16 protein-coding genes are annotated in these 16,906 nt (G+C 71.7%); 6 read left to right on the forward strand and 10 right to left on the reverse strand.

The features are described from left to right. Nucleotides 1-3: 3 nt before the first annotated feature. Both AC2XR2_RS41355 and AC2XR2_RS41360 read right to left on the reverse strand, forming a co-directional pair. The gene (locus tag AC2XR2_RS41355) at nt 4-987 is read right to left on the reverse strand and encodes an FAD binding domain-containing protein (RefSeq protein ID WP_491517945.1); all 984 of its coding nucleotides are present in this window, start codon (nt 985-987) and stop codon (nt 4-6) included. Then, nucleotides 984-1,523, reverse strand: a complete 540-nt coding sequence (locus AC2XR2_RS41360; RefSeq protein WP_381298194.1) for a (2Fe-2S)-binding protein — start codon at nt 1,521-1,523, stop codon at nt 984-986. Before AC2XR2_RS41360 ends, AC2XR2_RS41355 begins: the two co-directional genes overlap by 4 nt. A gap of 108 nt (nt 1,524-1,631) precedes the next feature. On the opposite strand from AC2XR2_RS41360, the gene AC2XR2_RS41365 reads away from it, so the two are divergent. After that, on the forward strand, nt 1,632-2,294 hold the full coding sequence (locus AC2XR2_RS41365; RefSeq protein ID WP_491517946.1) for a maleylpyruvate isomerase N-terminal domain-containing protein: 663 nt from the start codon (nt 1,632-1,634) through the stop codon (nt 2,292-2,294). A 9-nt stretch (nt 2,295-2,303) separates the two neighbouring features. Here the strand turns inward: AC2XR2_RS41365 and AC2XR2_RS41370 are convergent, their stop codons facing one another. Beyond that, nucleotides 2,304-3,416, reverse strand: coding sequence for a hypothetical protein (locus tag AC2XR2_RS41370; protein ID WP_491517947.1), 1,113 nt, complete (start codon nt 3,414-3,416; stop codon nt 2,304-2,306). Between the two features lie 307 nt (nt 3,417-3,723). Between AC2XR2_RS41370 and AC2XR2_RS41375 the strand changes: the two genes are divergently transcribed. Continuing rightward, the gene (locus tag AC2XR2_RS41375; protein ID WP_330269511.1) at nt 3,724-4,116 is read left to right on the forward strand and encodes a PadR family transcriptional regulator; all 393 of its coding nucleotides are present in this window, start codon (nt 3,724-3,726) and stop codon (nt 4,114-4,116) included. Next, nucleotides 4,113-5,117, forward strand: coding sequence for a hypothetical protein (locus tag AC2XR2_RS41380; protein WP_491517948.1), 1,005 nt, complete (start codon nt 4,113-4,115; stop codon nt 5,115-5,117). The genes AC2XR2_RS41375 and AC2XR2_RS41380 overlap by 4 nt, the downstream gene beginning before the upstream one ends. Here the strand turns inward: AC2XR2_RS41380 and AC2XR2_RS41385 are convergent. The 3 genes from AC2XR2_RS41385 to AC2XR2_RS41395 form a co-directional block, all read right to left on the reverse strand. After that, nucleotides 5,101-5,595 carry a lamin tail domain-containing protein gene (locus AC2XR2_RS41385; protein WP_449349860.1) on the reverse strand — a complete coding sequence of 165 codons (495 nt, stop codon included), beginning with the start codon at nt 5,593-5,595 and terminating at the stop codon, nt 5,101-5,103. The genes AC2XR2_RS41380 and AC2XR2_RS41385 overlap by 17 nt on opposite strands. An 82-nt stretch (nt 5,596-5,677) precedes the next feature. Then, entirely contained in the window at nt 5,678-7,054 is a 1,377-nt protein-coding gene (locus tag AC2XR2_RS41390) for a glycoside hydrolase family 43 protein (protein WP_491517949.1), read from the reverse strand. 192 nt (nt 7,055-7,246) lie between these two features. Further along, nucleotides 7,247-8,587, reverse strand: coding sequence for a jacalin-like lectin (locus tag AC2XR2_RS41395; protein ID WP_491517950.1), 1,341 nt, complete (start codon nt 8,585-8,587; stop codon nt 7,247-7,249). 281 nt (nt 8,588-8,868) lie between these two features. On the opposite strand from AC2XR2_RS41395, the gene AC2XR2_RS41400 reads away from it, so the two are divergent. After that, nucleotides 8,869-9,765, forward strand: coding sequence for a peptidoglycan-binding domain-containing protein (locus AC2XR2_RS41400; protein WP_491517951.1), 897 nt, complete (start codon nt 8,869-8,871; stop codon nt 9,763-9,765). 12 nt (nt 9,766-9,777) lie between these two features. On the opposite strand, the gene AC2XR2_RS41405 is transcribed toward AC2XR2_RS41400, so the two are convergent. Beyond that, on the reverse strand, nt 9,778-11,172 hold the full coding sequence (locus tag AC2XR2_RS41405) for an alpha/beta hydrolase family protein (protein ID WP_491518591.1): 1,395 nt from the start codon (nt 11,170-11,172) through the stop codon (nt 9,778-9,780). A gap of 152 nt (nt 11,173-11,324) precedes the next feature. Between AC2XR2_RS41405 and AC2XR2_RS41410 the strand changes: the two genes are divergently transcribed. Beyond that, nucleotides 11,325-12,302, forward strand: coding sequence for an ABC transporter substrate-binding protein (locus AC2XR2_RS41410; RefSeq protein WP_381298209.1), 978 nt, complete (start codon nt 11,325-11,327; stop codon nt 12,300-12,302). Nucleotides 12,303-12,333: 31 nt separating this feature from the next. Here AC2XR2_RS41410 and AC2XR2_RS41415 read toward each other — a convergent pair whose 3' ends face one another. Beyond that, entirely contained in the window at nt 12,334-12,906 is a 573-nt protein-coding gene (locus AC2XR2_RS41415; protein ID WP_123765678.1) for a MarR family winged helix-turn-helix transcriptional regulator, read from the reverse strand. A gap of 203 nt (nt 12,907-13,109) precedes the next feature. On the opposite strand from AC2XR2_RS41415, the gene AC2XR2_RS41420 reads away from it, so the two are divergent. After that, nucleotides 13,110-14,111, forward strand: a complete 1,002-nt coding sequence (locus AC2XR2_RS41420; protein ID WP_449349856.1) for a zinc-dependent alcohol dehydrogenase family protein — start codon at nt 13,110-13,112, stop codon at nt 14,109-14,111. 6 nt (nt 14,112-14,117) lie between these two features. Here AC2XR2_RS41420 and AC2XR2_RS41425 read toward each other — a convergent pair whose 3' ends face one another. Together AC2XR2_RS41425 and AC2XR2_RS41430 are read right to left on the reverse strand one after the other, a co-directional pair. After that, nucleotides 14,118-15,281, reverse strand: coding sequence for an FAD-dependent oxidoreductase (locus AC2XR2_RS41425; RefSeq protein WP_491517952.1), 1,164 nt, complete (start codon nt 15,279-15,281; stop codon nt 14,118-14,120). 149 nt (nt 15,282-15,430) lie between these two features. Then, nucleotides 15,431-16,795, reverse strand: coding sequence for an FAD-dependent oxidoreductase (locus AC2XR2_RS41430; RefSeq protein WP_491517953.1), 1,365 nt, complete (start codon nt 16,793-16,795; stop codon nt 15,431-15,433). Nucleotides 16,796-16,906: the final 111 nt, after the last annotated feature.

The raw sequence follows: 16,906 nt of genomic DNA on the forward strand, positions 1-16,906 counted from the left end.
TCCTCAGGCCCTGGTGAGCCGGGTCAGCACGTCCAGGGCGAGCGAACGCGCCAGCGGGAGCTTGTAGGCGTTGTCCCGCAGCGGCTCGGCGGCGGCGAGCTCCAGGTCGACCGCGTGCTCGAACGCGGCCCGGGTGGGCGCCGCGCCCACCAGCGCCTGTTCGGCCCGGCGCGCCTGCCACGGCCGGTGCGCGAGCGCGCCGAACGCGATCCCGGCGTGGTCGACCACCCCGTCCGTCACCCGCACCACCACGGCCACCGAGGCGAGCGCGAACGCGTACGACGCCCGGTCCCTGGCCTTGCGGTAGGCCGACGGCAGCCCGGCGGCGGTCGCGGGCAGCAGCACCCCGGTGATGAGCTCGCCCGGCAGGATCTCGGTGTCCCGCTCCGGATGTGCCCCCGGCAGCCGGTGGAAGTCGGCCACGGGCACGCTCCGGGCGCCCTCCGTGCCGTACAACTCGACGCGGGCGTCCAGCGCGGCGAGCGCGACGGCCATGTCGGAGGGGTGGGTGGCGATGCAGTGCGGGGAGTGGCCGAGCACCGCGTGGTCCCGGTGCACGCCCTCGCGTGCGCCGCAACCACTGCCCGGGGCCCGCTTGTTGCAGGGTTTGGAGACGTCCTGGAAGTAGGGGCAGCGGGTGCGCTGGAGCAGGTTGCCGCCCGTGGTGGCCGCGTTGCGCAACTGCCCCGAGGCGCCCGCGAGCAGGGCCTGGGACAGGACGGGGTAGCGCTCGCGCACGGCCGGATGGGCGGCCAGGTCGCTGTTGCGGACCGTGGCACCGACGCGCAGTGAACCGTCGGGCAGCTCCTCGACCCCGTCCAGGGGCAGACGGCTGACGTCGACGAGCGTGTCCGGTCGCTCGACGCCGAGTTTCATCAGGTCGACCAGGTTGGTGCCGCCGCCGAGATAGCGGGCGCCGGGGCGGGCGGCGAAGAGTTCGGCCGCCTCTTCGGGGGTGGTGGCCCGTACGTAGTCGAAGGTCTTCACCGGATCACGTCCTCGACCGCGTCGACGATGCGTGGATAGGCGCCGCAGCGGCACAGGTTGCCGCTGAGCCGCTCCCGGATCTCGTGCCGGTCCAGCGGCACCGGACGGCCGGCGGGCGTGTCGACGGTGACGTGCGACGGGTGGCCCGCGGCGGCCTCGTCGAGCATGCCGAGCGCCGAGCACAGCTGGCCGGGCGTGCAGTAGCCACACTGGAAGGCGTCACGGTCCAGGAAGGCCCGTTGCAGGGGGTGGAGTTGCTCCCCGTCGCCGCCGAGGCCCTCGACGGTCCGGATCTCGCAGCCGTCCAGGGAGACCGCCAGCAGCAGACAGCTGTTGACACGGCGACCGTCCACCAGGACCGTGCAGGCCCCGCACTGGCCGTGGTCGCAGCCCTTCCTGGCACCCCACAGATCCAGGTCCTCGCGCAGCACGTCGAGCAGGACGCGCCGGTGGTCGACGAGCAGGGTGTGGGGTTTGCCGTTGACCGTGAGTGTCGTCTCCGAGCAGGTGGCGCTGTCGTCGTTCTCGCCGCTCATGATGACGGTGTCCTTCCGGACGGGCCGAGGTGCTGTCCCCACCGCGTATCCACAGTCGGCCCTCTGACACCTCCCGTCTCCCGGGCCGGGCATCCCGCCTAGGCTGGCGTGCATGGACGCCGACGTACTGCGTGCCGCCTACGAGGCCTTCGCCGCCGTCGTACGCCCCTGGGCGACGAGGAGTCCTGGCGGCCCACCGGCTGTACCGGCTGGGCGGTGCGGGACCTGGTCTTCCACTGCGCCGGGGACGCCCAGCGCGCCCTGGTCGCACTGCACACCCCCGCTGAGGGGCCACCGGACCGGGACGCCGTGACCTACTGGCGGGACTGGGCGCCGGACCCCGTCGGCGCGGCGAACGGGCGGCGCTGGAACCGGGTGTGCGCCGGGATGTTCCTGGACTTCCGTGAGCTGCGCGACCTGTACCTGGAGACCACCGCGGCCACCGTGCGGGCCGCCGCGGACACCCCGGCGGAGCTGCGGGTCTCCACCCAGGGCCATGTCCTGACCGCCGCCGACCTGGCGTCCACCCTCGCCGTCGAGGCCACCGTCCACCACCTGGACCTCGTCGCCGACCTGCCGGACGCGCCCGGCCCGGCCCCCGAAGGGCTGGCCGTGGTGCGGGCCACCCTCGACGGGCTCCTCGGCCGGCCCCTGCCGCTCGACTGGAGCGACGAGCACTACGCCCGCGCCGCCACCGGACGCGCGCCGCTGACGGACCCGGACCGCCTCGCGCTCGGCGCCGACGCGGACCGCTTCCCGCTCTTCAGCTGAACCGCCTCTTCAGCCGATCCGCTGGTCCGGGTCCTCGTCGCGGGCCGCGGGCCGCAGGGTGTCCTTCCAGCGGCCGAAGGTCCGCGAGAGCTGCTGCAACGGCGAGCCCGCCTGCGGGTCGGCCGGGACCTCGGGCGCCGGGGCGTTCTCGCGGTAGATGGCGAGCGCCTCGTTCGCCCGCTCGGCGGCCTCCCGGTACAGGTCCCGGGACTTGGTCATGGCCTCCAGCGCCTCGGCGTACATCGCCACCAGCGCGCGCTCCCGCTCGAGTTCCTCCTCCAGGGTCAGCAGCTGCCACTGCTCGCGCAGCGCGGTGAGGGCCGCCTCGCCGCCCTCGGGCAGCGGCTTCGGCATCGAGGCGTAGCGCGTCACGGTCGCGAGCAGCTCGGTGGGCTCCGAGCCGTCGAGGAACACATTGCGTACGGAGAAGTCCTGGCCGTCGTAGCCGGGCGGCACCGGCGTCCCCGGCAGCACCACGGCACCACCGCGCGGCACCTCCACGCCGAACTCCTTCACGGCCCAGTTCAGCACCCGCAGCTGATGCGGCTGCGCCCGGTGCTCGACGACCCGGTGGCGCAGTCCGGGCGGCAGCATGTCGGCCAGGGGACGCCGGCCGCCCTGGCCGGGGGTCATGGCTTCGTGGACGACGACGTGCACGGCCCAACTGCCGCGCACGGCCTGCCGCAGCACCCGCCGGACGTCCTTGTCCTCCTCGGGCAGCACGCTCAGATCCCGCAGCCGCAGTCCCGTGGCGGCGTCCCGGTCCCAGAAGACGTCCTCGCTCTCGGGCCAGAACATGGTGGCGGGCGAGGGCCAGCGCAGATCCCACGGCTGTTCCGCCTCCGCCGCCAGCACCCACTCCTGACTGCCGCTGGAGACGGGGGACAGCGAGAGGCGGGCCCGGACGGTCACCTCGTCCCCGACCCGCCAGCGGGCCTCGAAGATCCGCTCCGGGAGGTCGTCGGTCCCGGACGGCTCCTGGAAGTCGTCGAGGACCGCGCTCTCCTTCAGTCGCTCCAGACTTCGGCGCAGGACGTCCGCCGCGTCGGATCCGAGATGGCGGCCGCGGGCCAGCCAGACGGTGGAAGGTGCCGTGGAGTCTGCCGTGGGAGTGCTTGACATGGGTCCATCTGTGAGAGGGGGTGGTGCGTGCCAGGGCCAAGTATCGTCGCCGCCGGCCCGTCCGGGCCAGGCGGGGTCCGGCAGGCGGACGGCGCCCGCGCACACGGGGCGCACAAGGTCCACACCGAGCAACCGCCTTTCACTTGTGCCCGGTTCGCGGTCCGCCACGCCAGAATGACCTCTCGAACAGGGCGCGCCCACCATCCGCATTGGGGCGAGCCCTGTTCGCCGTTTCCACCGGATCGTGCGTTTCGGCTCGCTGAATATATCGGGAGCCGATATATTCGCGTTCATGGCACCGAGGAACATGACACAGGCGGCGTTCTTCGTACTGACCGCCCTCGCCGATCAGCCGCGGCACGGCTACGGCATCCTGCGCGAGGTCGAGGAGCTGTCCGAGGGGGCCGTGCAGATGCGCGTCGGCACCCTCTACGGCGTACTGGACCGGCTCACCGCCGACGCACTGATCGTGCTGGACCGCGAGGAGGTGCAGCAGGGCCGGCTGCGGCGCTACTACCGCCTCACCGACGAGGGGACCGCGGCCCTGGACGCGGAGGCGGAGCGGCTCGCCGCCGGGGCGAGCGCCGCCAAGAAGCGGATCGCCGAGGGGCGGCGCGGTCCGGGGCCGGCCCCGGGCCGTACGTCCGGAACGACCGACGGGCCCGTCGCCGGCCCCGGACTCGCCGGAGGTCTGGCATGACGACCCTGCTGGAGACCCGCTACCGCGCCGTGCTGCGTCTGCTGCCCGCCTACTACCGGCGCGAGCGCGAGGAGGAGATGGTCGAGACCTACCTCTGGGACATCGACCAGGAGACCCAGGAGCAGAGCCGGCCCACCCTCGGCGAGGTGGCGAGCGTTCTCGCGCTGGCCGTGCGCTCCAGGCTCGGTGCCGGTGGCGCGCCCCGCCGGTACGCGCTGCTGGGCTCGGCGGTCCGCCTCTTCGCGCTCTTCGCCGTACTGCTCCAGGCGGCGTCCGCCGTGGTCGACCGGGTGCTGGGTCTGACCTGGGCGTCCACCCGCGGCGGGAGCCAGTGGGACCTGTTCACGGACGGCTTCACCGGCCACGGCGTGTGGGCCGGCGTCGGAGCGGTCGCCCAGTGGTTCCTGCCGCTGCTGTGGACGGTCTCCTACTTCGCCCTGCTGCACGACCACCGCCGTCTGGCCCAGGGGTCCGCGCTGGTCGCGGTCCTGCCCACGCTCTGGCCGCTGTTCGACCTGTGGACGCTCGACTTCGCGCCCTCGGACTCCGCCTATGTCGTCGCGGCCACCGTGCTGGCGTGGTCGTCGGCGCTGGCCCTGTGTGCGGCCCACCACCGCGACGCGCCCCCGGCCGCGCTGCCCGCGGGCGCGCCCGGACTGGTCTTCGCCGCCTGCTGTGTGCTGATGGGCGGCTCGGTGGTGGCCCTGCCCGACGGGGTCGACACCGCCGCGCTCGTCACCTGCTATCTCGTGACAGCCCTCGCCTGGCTGCTCTACCGCGTCCGGGGCGGGCGGCGCGGCCCCGCCGCCGGGGAGGCCGCCGCCCTCGCGGCCCTGGGGCTGCTCCTCCTGGCGGTCCGGATCACCGCGGTGTACCCGTGGCTCGACGACCTGCCCGGCACCCTGCGGGTGGGGGTCCTGAGCCAGGCGGCGGCCCTGGTCGCCCTGACCGCCGCGCTGACCGTCGTGAGCGGACGCGACCTGCTCAGCCGTGGTACGTGATGTACCCGTTGCCGTCCCGGTCGTCGCCGCTCGCGGTGTACGCGTGGGTGTCGGCGTGCGCGCCCGAGGGCTTGAAGAGGCGGATCGTGTCCTTGTCGTTGTTCCAGATGAAGTTGCAGTTGTTGCGGTAGACGACGTTCCTCGCGTCCGAGTCGGTGCCGTGGCCGCCGCGCAGCTTCACGTAGTCGCCGGGCTGGAGCGTGTGGTTCTTCGTGAACGTGAACTTGTTGGTGCTGGTGGAGTCCCTGACGACGTACCCCTTGAGGTTCACCGTCGCGGTCCGCGAGTAGTTCTTGATCGTCAGGTACTCCTCGTCGGTGTTGCCGGTGGCACAGCTGTTGGAGTCCGGGCCCGGGGCGTTGTACTGCACGCCCTTGATCTTCAGTGCCGACGAGTACTCGGTCGCGTGGGCCGGAACGGCGGTCAGCACGGTCAGCGCACCCGCGGCCGCCACGGCGGCTATGTGTCCTCTGCGCATCGAAAAGCCCCCCTGTGAAGGTCTGGTGAAGAAGACCTGGAGCGTATACAACGCGGGGGGCCAGGGGGGCTTTTCGGTTGAATCAGTAACCGACTCGGAATGTCGCGTCCTGCTGGTCCGTGGCGGTGGAGATCGGGTCGATGCGCAGGACGTAGTCGGCGTGCCGGATGTAGCGGGTCGGGTTGTTGTACGAGCGGAAGGACGCCCAGCTCGCGTCCGCGAGGCCCGCCGTGCGGGAGAAGGTGGCGTCCCCGGCGAACGTCGAGGTGCCGTCGTTGACGTCGAGCCGGAGCTGGTAGTTGTAGTGCCGCAGATAGCGGTCGGGGTAGTTGACCGACCGGAAGGAGACCCCGGAGCTGTCGGCGAGCCCCGGGACGAGCGTCCACAGGGAGTCCTTGTACGGCTCGACCGGGTACTCGTCGATCCGGCCCGTGTAGTTGGAGTGGCGGACGTAACGGGCCGGGTAGTTGTAGGACTTGAGCCGGTTCCAGGCCGGCGCGCCCCACTTGGCGAGCAGGTTGTTGTACTCCGCCGTGGTGATCGTCGCGATGCCGCAGTGCTTGGAGTTGACCGGCTGGGTGTAGGTCCTCTGGTCCAGCGCGGTCCAGGTGCCGGTGGCGGGGCTGCTGGACTGCCAGGCGTAGAAGACGCCGTTGGGCGTGTAGGTGTCGCCCCAGAGCCACCACGTGTTGGACGTCAGGGACTTGACGACGGTCGGCGCCTCGGTGCCGCCGTGGGCCACGCCCGCGCTGAACTCGGTGAAGCTGCCCGGGTTCAGTGAGGTGGAGCGCGCGGAGACCAGGGTCTGGTTCTTCTTGAAGAAGAGGTAGTTGTAGCCGTTCACCCCCACCGCCATGTCGCCGTCGATGACGTCGTAGCCCGGGTCGAAGAAGACCTGCGGGGCCGAGGCGGTGACGAAGTCGCTGGTGTAGTTGACCATGATCACGTTGTGGCCGCTGCTGTTCACCGAGGAGTAGATGACCGCGTACTGGCCCCGGCCCGCGTCCCAGAACGCCTCCGGCGCCCAGCTGTGGGTGGTCATGTCGTGCAGTTTCAGGCGCCGGTAGCCGGTGAAGGTGCGCAGGTCGGCGGAGTCCCAGACATGGATGTACTGGCTGTTGTAGTTCCAGTCGGTGCCCTTGAGGTCGGTGGCGAGCACCACGAACGTGCCGTCCTGCTTGCGCATCAGGAACGGGTCGCGCAGACCGAGGGCGCCCGCCGTGGGGGTGACCAGGGGGTTGTTCTGGTTGAGCGGGGTCCAGTTGAGCCCGTCGGGGCTGACGGCGAGGTGGAGGCCGTAGTCGGTGCCGTCACCGAGGTTGGTCGACTCGGTGAAGTAGACCATCGCGTAAGCCGAGTCGGCGGCGTGCGCGGTGCCCGCGCCGAGGGCCAGGGCGAGCGGTACGGCCGCCGTCATGCCCAGCAGGCCGCGACGGGACAGGTGGGGGTTTGCGCTCATCGTGTTCTCCAAGGTGGCGTGCGGGGGGACACCTCAACGACCGATATTTCGAACGGAGTTCGGGAAATCGATCAGAAGGTAGGCCCTGGCCATGAGCGCGTCAATCGTCCGGCCGCACTTTTGTGGTTCCTGTGCACCCCGGGGCGCGGGAGGGCGCCCCGGGGTGGGTCGGTCGGCGCTGGGGCGGGTGGTTCAGCGCTGGGTGTAGACGAAGCCGATCTTGTCGACCTCGTCGCCCGTACGGCCGTGGAAGCCGGCGATCTGCCAGCCGGTCGGCGCGGTGCGGGTCACGCAGTCCGAGGTCGTGGTGCCACCGGCCAGCGTGCGGCCGAGGCTGGTCGTGAACTTGGCGTAGAAGATACGGGTGTTGCCGTCCTTGACGCCCTGGCACAGCTGCGCCGAGGTCAGGTACTCACCGCTGCCCAGCGTCAGCGAGGAGGCCGTGCCGCCGGTCCCGCCGTGGCTGAGCGCGGTGCCGTTCGCCAGGGTCAGGCTCAGCTGGTCGACCCGGGAACCGGCGCGCAGTCCGACGGTGGTGGCGCGGGCGCCGGCGGGGACACCGGTGATGTCGTTGAAGTAGTCGCCGTGCGGGCCGCCGAACTGGTCGCTCAGCTGGAAGGCGGCGTTGCGCGACCAGCTGAACCCGACCGTGATCGGGTCGTGGTCGGAGAGCATCAGCCCGTCGCCGGTGAGGAACTTGGCGTGCTCGTTGTTGTACGACGTCGCGTTGAGGGAGACGAGCTTGCTGCCCCGGTAGAGGACCTTGTCGACGACCTCGCAGGTGTTGGGCACGGTGGCCCCGGTCTGGTCGCAGACCAGGGCATCGCTGCCCTTCGCGGGCGGGGTGCCGCCGCGGATCAGCTGGACCCAGGCGTCGGTGAGGCCGTTGGCCGCGGCGAACTCGCCGATGGTGTCGCCGGAGCGGGTGTAGCGCGTGTTGGTGTCGCCCATGACGACGACCGCGTTGCCCTTGGAGTGGCTGTTGATGAACGTGGTGAGCTGGTTGAGGTTGTCCGCCCGCGAGGCGAGGTCGCCGTCGTTGGTGCCCGCGTTGGTGTGCAGGTTGTAGAAGTCGACGTAGACGCCCTCGGCGAGGCGCTCCCGCATGAAGGTGAAGCCCTTCGGGGTCAGGCAGTCGCCCGAGTCGTACTGGCAGGAGTTCCAGCGCACCCGCTCGAAGTCGTCCACGTCGTAGGGGATCTTCGAGAGGGTGTTGAGACCGCTGCCGATGCCGGCGCCACCGCTGGTGGGGGTGCGGTAGGCGTGGTTGGTGTCGCCCGCGTAGAGGTAGGCGTGGTAGTTGAAGTCCTCCTCCACATGGACGATGTCGTACGGGGCGATCCGCTGGCCGATCGCCGTGGTGCTCGGCTCGCGCGGGGTCGGCGCGCTGGAGATGGCCTCGGGCAGGCCGGCCACGTTGTAGCTGAGGACGCTGAAGCTGCCCGAGTCGGCGGCCGAGGCGGCCGGGGCGGCCGCGGTGAGCCCGCCGAGGACGGCGGTGGCCGCCGCCAGACAGGCGAGGAGTCTGCGCATGGGGAGTGTCTCCTGAAGGAGTGGCGCGGGTGGTGCTGGCGGGACAGAAGTTACCGCTGGTTACCCCATGTTGTCGCGGGTCCGTGCACTCATCTTCCGTCAAGTCGCCCACGTCTGGCGGGGTGTTGGGGCCCCGCGTCCGCCTCCGTTCACCCTCGCTTCACGCGCGGTGGCTGAAACTCGGCCCTGCGGATGTGGCCGTTCCAGATCGATAGGAGGTGTGGAATTTCCGCGCGGCATATCTGTCTACGATATGAAGATCGTACGGAGAGGGAACGCGCGTGAGTGAACCACCAGTCCTCGTCTGCCCTGAGTGCGGGGCGCCCCGGGCGGCGGACGGCACTCCCTCCTGCACCTGCGCGCACCGCGCGGCCGAGGCCCACCTGGAGTCCCGTACGGCCGAGGCGGCGGCCGCCGAGGACTTCGATCCGGTGCGGATCCGGCCGTTCGTGGAGGTCGGCGAGGAGCCCGCGGACCCGGCGGACGAGCCCGAACAGCCCAGCATTAAGGGGGACTTGCCGACCGGGGGCGACGCGGTGTTGCCTGCCCCCGTCGAAGAGCCGGCCGTTCGGTCCCCGGCCGACGGCGAACCCGGCCGCCCCGGACGGCGGACGGTACTCCTCGCGGGAGCCGGGGCGGCCGTCGCCGTCCTGGTCACCGGCGGATTCGTCGGCGGACTCTTCTCGTACGACGGCCCCGCGCGCGACGGCTCGGTGGCCGGCGGTGTACGGGCGGGCGTACCGGAGCAGTCGCCGCAGTCGAGCGGCCCGTCCGCCATCTCCCCTTCCGCTACGGCGACTTCGGCCGAGGCGTCCGCGTCGCCCTCCTCCTCGCCGAGCGCGGACCCGAGCGGCAGCGCGACCCCGTCGGGCACACCCACCCCGACCCTCGCCCCCTCCAGCGCCGCCGCCACCTCGACCGTGGCCCCGAGGCCGACCGGCTCGAACGGACAGCCCCCGGTGCTCCGTTACGGTGACCAGGGCGCCGAGGTCGTCGAGCTCCAGCTCCGCCTGAGGCAGGTCGGGCTCTACGACGGGGAGGCGGACGGCGACTTCAGCCGGACCGTCGAGAGTGCGGTGCGCACCTACCAGGTCACTCGCTTCGTCCTCCAGGACGACTCGGGGGTGTACGGCACGGAGACGCGGGCCTCGCTGGAATCCGAGACCAAGGAGCCGTGACGCGTTCTCCGGTCAGGGCTGTCGCCGGTGCTCGTCGGACGGACGGGTCCGGTCGTAGGGGCGGGGGTAACGCGTCGGCACGTACGGAACATAGCGTGCCGCCGAGGCCGGATCGGCTTTCGTGGCACGGGAGTTGAGCGTGGCGGGGTCGCTACCGCGCCAGTGGCCGGTGGTGATGCGGTCCTCCAGGGTGTGCAGCGCGGCGATCTGCTCGCCCGGACTGAACGTGCAGTGGCCCGCGTTGTCGACAAAGCGCTGCCGCAGCAGGGGCGCCGAGCCCGCGGCCGTGGCGGCCCGGCGGTAGGCACTCTCGGACTGCACCGGGATCAGCGCGTCGCCGGTGGTGTGGATGTTCAACTGGGGCCTGGTGAGACGGCCGGTGAAGGTGCTCGTCCGGCTCATCCACCGGACGGCCTGGGCGTCGGCACGGACCCGCGGGGCCCTGTCGAGGGCGTTGAGGTCGGACGTCAGGGACCGGCCCGCCTTCGCGTACAGCTCCTCGACCTCCTTGAGGTACGGGGAGCGGTGGAGCATGGCGCGGTAGTCGACGCCGGTGTTCCACGACATGGAGCCGCCGGCCCGGGACTCGGCCTCCTGGCGCCAGACGAAGGCCGGGAACCGTACCAGCCCGAGGACGGCCTGGTACTGGCCGGTCTGCTGGGCGTCCCAGTCGGTGGGGGCGGGCCGTGGCTGCGACGGGTCGTTCCAGCCGGGGATGTTGTGCAGGGCCGCGGCGAGCGCGATGCGGGCCCGGCCGTCGGCGGTCCGCTGCGCCCCGGCGAGCACGGCGGTCATCGCGTCGGAGGCCTCGGTGGCGGCGGTCTGGTTCGGCAGCCGGGTCAGGGGGATGCCGGAGCCGGGGGCGAGGAGTGTCCTGAGGGCGAAGACCGGGTCCAGTGTGCTGTTCCAGTTGGCGACACCGCCCTGCACCAGCCCGCACATCGACAAGGACCCGGCCAGCCGGGACGGGTGACGCTCCGCCAGGGCGGTGGTGACCAGACCGCCGTAGGAGGTGCCCCAGGCCAGGGTGCGTCCGGCGCGGCCGAAGCGGGCGGTGAACGTGTCGAGGGTGGCCAGCTGGTCGGGCACGGCCTCGGTCACGGCCCACCCGGTGGTGGCGTACGAGGATCCGATCAGCGCGTAACCCTGCTTCAGGAGCAGGGACTTGGTGGTGTCGTCGGGCGCGTTGCGCGCCGGGTTGGGCGCGCCGGCCGGCGTGTAGCCGTGGCTGTAGAGGAGGACCGTGCCGTTCCAGTCGGCGGGTACGTCCATGAGGTAGGCCGCTCCGGACGGCAGCCGGCCCTCGACATGGACGTCCTCGGCGGCGGCGTGGGCGGCCGGGACGACGGGGGCGGCGAGCAGCAGTGCCGCGACGGCGACGAGCGTACGGGTGCGGATGCGGTGCATCACGAGACGTGGGCTCCTTGGCGCAGTCCGGTTTTCCTGCGGTCGGGGGGACTGACACCGCGAAGGTAGGCGTGTACATTGCGGGCGTCAATGATGTGCACAACATCAATGGGCGGGTCATGAGGTGTCTGCCGCCTCGTCAGGAGGGCCCCATGCGAAGGCGCATGCTCGGACTGGCCGTTGCGGTGATGACCCTCGCGGGTGCCGCCGGGTGCGGATCGTCGGACTCCGGCAGCGGCGGCGCGTCGTCCGCGGGCGGCGGGAAGAAGACCCGGGTGACGGTCGGGGTCATCCCCATCGTCGACGTGGCGCCCCTCTATCTGGGGCAGAAGAAGGGGTTCTTCGCCAAGCGCGGGATCGAGCTGAAGACCGTCACCGCGCAGGGCGGGGCGGCCATCATCCCCGGGGTGGTGAGCGGGCAGTTCCAGTTCGGCTTCAGCAACACGACCTCACTGATGCTCGCGCAGACCAAGGGCGTGCCCGTGAAGTCGGTGGTCAACGGGGCCGCGTCCAACGGCAAGGTGGGGGCCGACGTCACCGCCGTCCTCGTCAAGAAGGACAGCACCGTCAAGTCCGCCAAGGACCTGGCCGGACGTACGGTCGCCGTGAACACGCTCCAGAACATCGGGGACACCACGGTCCGCGAGTCGGTGCGCAAGGCCGGCGGTGACCCGGCGAAGGTGAAGTTCGTCGAGATCCCCTTCGACCAGATGCCGGCGGCGCTGGACGGCGGCCGCGTGGACGCCGCGTGGATGGGGGAGCCGGCCCAGACCGTCGCCAAGGCACAGGGTGCCCGGGTCGTCGCCTCGCCCTTCGCCGAGACCGACCCCGAGCTGACGGTCGCGACCTGGTTCACCTCGGCGAAGACCGTGCAGCAGGACCCGGCGCTGGTGAAGAACTTCACCGAGGCGATGACGGAGTCGCTGGCATACGCCAGCGGTCACCCGGACGAGGCCAGGCAGATCCTCACCACCTACACCAAGATCGGCGGCGATGTGCTGAGCGGGCTCATCCTGCCCAGCTGGCCGGCCGAGGTCGACACGGCCTCCCTGGAGAAGCTCGCCGCCCTCGGCGAGGAGGACGGCATCTTCGGCGGCAAGAAGCCGGACATCCAGGCCCTGTTCTCCTGACGGGTCCCCGGGTCTTCCGGCGGGACCGGCGTCAGGCCTTCGGGCGCCGGCCGCTGCGCCGCGGGGCGGGCTCGGCGCCGTCGAGCAGGGTGCGGCGGCGCTCCTCGCCGTGCTCCTCCACCTGGAGGACGACCTGCCGGAGTCCCTCGGCGAGGCCCCGGCACTCCGCGTCGCTGAGGCCGGCCGTCACGAAGGCCTCCTCCTCGTTGAACGCCGGGAACACCCGCTGCATCAACTCCTCGCCCTTCTCGGTGAGTCGGAGCAGCACCAGGCGCCCGTCGGTCGGGTGACCGGAGCGGCTGAGCAGCCCGCGCGACTCCAGGGTGCGGGCCACACCGGTGAGCGTGCCCTTGGAGATCCCGGCCTCCTCGGCGACATGCCGGGTCTCCGACTCGCCCCACACCCACACGACCCACAGCACCACGAAGGCCGTCCAGGTCAGGTCGGAGCCGCGCAGGACGGAGTTCTCCAGGTGCTGGCGCACCGCGGACGCGGCCCGGTAGATGTTCGCCACGGCCGCCATCCGGTCCCGGCGGATCGCGAACCCGCCGAGCTTCTCGGCCGCGAGCTTCTCGGCTTGGGTGATGGATCGCTGGCCGGGCACGGGCGGCTCCTTCGTCGGGCGCGGGTCGTTCGTCGGGCGGAGGTCGTTCGGACTCAAATTCTAAAGGCCTGGTGGTCGGTGAGAGGGTTGAGCACCCGATAAGTTCGAAGCCTCTCGTAGTTTGACAGCTATCGTACTTTGCGCTTGGCTCGGTGCCGGGAGTACGGCGCTGCCGGCGCCGTCCGACGGGAGGGGGACACGTGATGACCAGGACGGTACGGTTCCATGAGCTCGGCGGACCGGACGTGTTGAGGATCGAGGACGTCGAGGTCGGCGCACCGGGCCCCGGCGAGCTGCTGGTCCGCGTGGACGCGATCGGTCTCAACCGCGCCGAGGCCCTGTTCCGCAGCGGCAACTACATCGAACCCGTCAAGGAGTTCCCGGCCCGCCTCGGCACCGAGGCCGCGGGTGTGGTCGAGGCCGTGGGCGCGCGGGTGAGCGGGTTCGCGGCGGGACAGCCGGTCAGCGTGATCCCCGCCTTCTCGATGAACGACCACGGCGTCTACGCCGAACGCGCGATCGTGCCCGCCCACGCCGTCCTGCACCGCCCGGAAGGGCTCGACGCCGTCACGGGCGCCGCGGTGTGGATGCCGTACCTGACCGCGTACGGCGCGCTCGTCGAGGTCGGCGGCATGCGGGCCGGCGACACCGTGGTCCTCACCGCCGCCTCCAGCAGTGTCGGCCTGGCCGCGATCCGGACCGCCCGCCGCGTCGGCGCCACCCCTCTCGCCACCACCCGCAGCCCCGCCAAGAAGGACGCGCTGCTGGCAGCAGGAGCGGCCGAGGTGATCGTCACCGACGAGGAGGACGTCGCCGCCCGCGTGCTCGAACTGACCGCCGGACGTGGCGCCGAGTTCGTCTTCGACGCCGTCGCCGGACCCGGCGTGCGCGATCTCGCCCGCGCGGTGGCGCCCGGCGGCACCCTCTTCCTGTACGGCGCCCTCAGTGGCGAACCCACCCCGTACCCGGGCTTCGACCTCGGCATGCCCGCGCTGAACATGCGCACCTACACCGTCACCCGGGAGACGACCGCCGACCCCGAACGGCTCCGCAGGGCCGCGCAGTTCGTCACCTCCGGGCTGAGCGGCGGGGCGTTCGCACCGGTCGTCGACCGGGTCTTCGGCCTGGACGAGATCGTGGCGGCGCACCGCTATCTGGAGGCGGGGTCGCAGATCGGGAAGATCGTGGTGACCGTCGACCACTGACGGGCGCTAGCCGCGCGACCCCCGTCGCTCCGTCCAGAGGTCGGTGTTCCAGTCCAGGAGCCGCACGAGCTCCTCGTCCGGGGAAGCGGGCCGGGGTCCGCCGGAGGGGGTGTGGGTGCCCCGGGAGATGTTGCCGCTGACGGTGATGTTGTGCTCCACGCGGGGGCGGCGAAGCCGCTCGTACAGGGCGAGCGCGGTGTCCGTGTCCGGCGTGTCCCGCAGCGACTTCGCGAGGACGACGGCGTCCTCCAGCGCCATCGAGGCACCCTGGCCGGTCGCGGGGGAGGCCGCGTGCGCCGCGTCCCCGGCCAGCAGGATCCTGCCGGAGCGCCAGGGGGTGCCGGCGGGGATCTCGGTGGCGTTGGTGACCATGAGCTCCTCGCCGGTCGCCGCGACCAGGTCCGCGGCCGGCGTGGCGTCCTCGCGGAGCAGCGGCAGCAGCCGCTCGCGCCAGTGGGCGGGCGTGCCCGACGCCAACTCCTCGGCGGACAGCGGATCTCCGCTCACCCGGGCGAACCAGTACGTCTCACCCTCGGGCGACACCGCGTAGCCGAAGGCGGCCCCGCTGCCGCGGACCATGGTGATGCACGCGTCCGGGCCGGAGGGGGCGGCGGCGCGTGCGCAGCCGTAGAAGACGTACTGGCCGGAAGGGAACGGCCGGGTCGCGGGCGTGACCGACCGGCGTACGGCGGAGTTCAGGCCGTCCGCGCCGATCAGCAGGTCACCGCGCGCGGCGGAGCCGTCGGTGAAGTGCGCGGTGACGCCGTCGGGGCCGTCCTCGACCGACGCGAGGCGTGCGCCGTGCCGCAGGGGGATGCCCCGGCGGGCCGCCTCGGCCTGGAGCGCGGTGTTGAGGTCGCCGCGCCGCAGGCACCGGTAGTTCAGCAGCGGGTCCAGGGCCTCGCCCATCGGCGCGTGCGCCAGCTCGGTGCCCCGGTCGTCCAGGACCCGCAGCGAGGTCAGCGGGAAGCCGATCGCGGTGACCGCCGCGGAGGCGTCCAACTGGGCCAGCGCGCGCATGCCGTTGCTCGCCAGGGTGAGGAACGCGCCGATGTCCTCGGCCGAGTCGGGATGGGCCTCGTGCACCGCGACCTCGAAGCCCGCCTTGTGCAGCGCCAGGGCCGTCGCCGTACCGGCGACACCGCCGCCGATGACCAGTACGCGTGCCACACCCACCCCCGTTCGTCCCGCGTCCGCCCGCACGGCCGTACAGGCACGAGGGGAACGACCGGACGAGGGCCGGGGTTCCGCCGGTCGGCAGCGGAAAGCCGGTCGTGCCTCCCCTGAGGGACTCCGGCACGACCGGCTTTCTGTTCGGATCAGGCGCCGCTCTCCCGCAGCATGTCCTCGCGCTCGACGAGCTTCACGCGCTCACGGCCCTGCGGCTCGCCCAGCGCCTTCTCGGCGGCGTCCAGCCTGTACCAGCCCTCCCAGGTGGTGAAGCGGACGTTCCGCTCGGCGAGGAACGCGTCCACGGCCTCCGGCTCCGGCGAACCGGGCGTCTGGAGACGGTCGTTCGCGAAGTCGTCCAGGAGGTTGGCCACCGTCTCGTTGGCGTCGCCCTTGGTGTGGCCGATCAGGCCCACCGGGCCGCGCCGGATCCAGCCGGTGACGTACGTCGACTGAAGGTGCTCGCCGCTCTCCTGCATGACGCGGCCGCCCTGGTCCGGGACCGTGCCCGAGTCGATGTCCCAGGGGAGCTTGGGCAGCTTGTCGGAGAGGTAGCCGACCGCGCGGTAGACCGCGGAGACGTCCCAGTCCTTGAACTCGCCGGTGCCCTTGACATTGCCCGTGCCGTCCAGCGCGGTGCGCTCGGTGCGCAGGCCGACGACCTCGCCGTCCTCGCCGAGGATCTCGGTGGGCGACTCGAAGAAGTGCAGGAACAGCTTGTGCGGACGGTCGCCGACATCGCGGATCGCCCAGTTCTCCAGCGTCTTGGCGACCATGTCGGCCTGCTTGTTGCCGCGCCGGGTCTCGATCGAGCCCTCGTCGTAGTCGATGTCCTCGGGGTCGACGATGACCTCGATGTTGGGGGAGTGGTCCAGCTCCCGCAGCTCCATCGGGGAGAACTTCGCCTGCGCCGGGCCGCGGCGGCCGAAGACGTGGACCTCCAGCGCCTTGTTGGCCTTCAGGCCCTCGTAGACGTTCGGCGGGATCTCCGTCGGGAGGAGCTCGTCGGCCGTCTTGGCGAGGATGCGGGCCACGTCGAGCGCGACATTGCCGACGCCGAGGACGGCGACCTTCTCGGCCTCCAGCGGCCACGTGCGCGGCACGTCCGGGTGGCCGTCGTACCAGGAGACGAAGTCGGCGGCGCCGTACGAGCCGTCGAGGTCGATGCCCGGTATCCGCAGCTCGCGGTCGGCCGTCGCGCCCGTGGAGAAGATCACGGCGTCGTAGAAGGCGCGCAGGTCGTCGAGGTTGATGTCGGTGGGGTAGTCGACGTTGCCGAAGAGGCGGATCTGGGGCTTGTCGAGCACCTGGTGCAGGGCCGTGATGATGCCCTTGATCCGGGGGTGGTCCGGGGCCACGCCGTAACGGATCAGTCCGAACGGGGCCGGCATCCGCTCGAAGAGGTCGATGGAGACACCGGGCTCGGCGGCCACATCGGACTTGAGCAGCGCGTCGGCTGCGTAGATCCCGGCGGGGCCGGCTCCGACGATGGCTACCCGCAGGGGGCGGGGCATGATCAGGTTCCCTTCGAGCGGTGACAGATCAACTCGAGGGAAGCCTAAGCTAAGGCAAGCCTAACCCGGTACGCGGGTCCGATCTATGGGCTCATAAGACCGGCTTATGGG

It is taken from the genome of Streptomyces sp. LS-MS-L19 (assembly GCF_058382285.1).

Coding starts and splice junctions, on each gene's coding strand:
- AC2XR2_RS41360 (WP_381298194.1), bottom strand. CDS start 1,523: ATGAGCGGCGAGAACGACGACAGCGCCACCTGCTCGGAGACGACACTC.
- AC2XR2_RS41390 (WP_491517949.1), bottom strand. CDS start 7,054: ATGAGCGCAAACCCCCACCTGTCCCGTCGCGGCCTGCTGGGCATGACG.
- AC2XR2_RS41405 (WP_491518591.1), bottom strand. CDS start 11,172: ATGCACCGCATCCGCACCCGTACGCTCGTCGCCGTCGCGGCACTGCTG.
- AC2XR2_RS41385 (WP_449349860.1), bottom strand. CDS start 5,595: ATGCGCAGAGGACACATAGCCGCCGTGGCGGCCGCGGGTGCGCTGACC.
- AC2XR2_RS41380 (WP_491517948.1), top strand. CDS start 4,113: ATGACGACCCTGCTGGAGACCCGCTACCGCGCCGTGCTGCGTCTGCTG.
- AC2XR2_RS41430 (WP_491517953.1), bottom strand. CDS start 16,795: ATGCCCCGCCCCCTGCGGGTAGCCATCGTCGGAGCCGGCCCCGCCGGG.
- AC2XR2_RS41370 (WP_491517947.1), bottom strand. CDS start 3,416: ATGTCAAGCACTCCCACGGCAGACTCCACGGCACCTTCCACCGTCTGG.
- AC2XR2_RS41395 (WP_491517950.1), bottom strand. CDS start 8,587: ATGCGCAGACTCCTCGCCTGTCTGGCGGCGGCCACCGCCGTCCTCGGC.
- AC2XR2_RS41410 (WP_381298209.1), top strand. CDS start 11,325: ATGCGAAGGCGCATGCTCGGACTGGCCGTTGCGGTGATGACCCTCGCG.
- AC2XR2_RS41420 (WP_449349856.1), top strand. CDS start 13,110: ATGACCAGGACGGTACGGTTCCATGAGCTCGGCGGACCGGACGTGTTG.
- AC2XR2_RS41375 (WP_330269511.1), top strand. CDS start 3,724: ATGACACAGGCGGCGTTCTTCGTACTGACCGCCCTCGCCGATCAGCCG.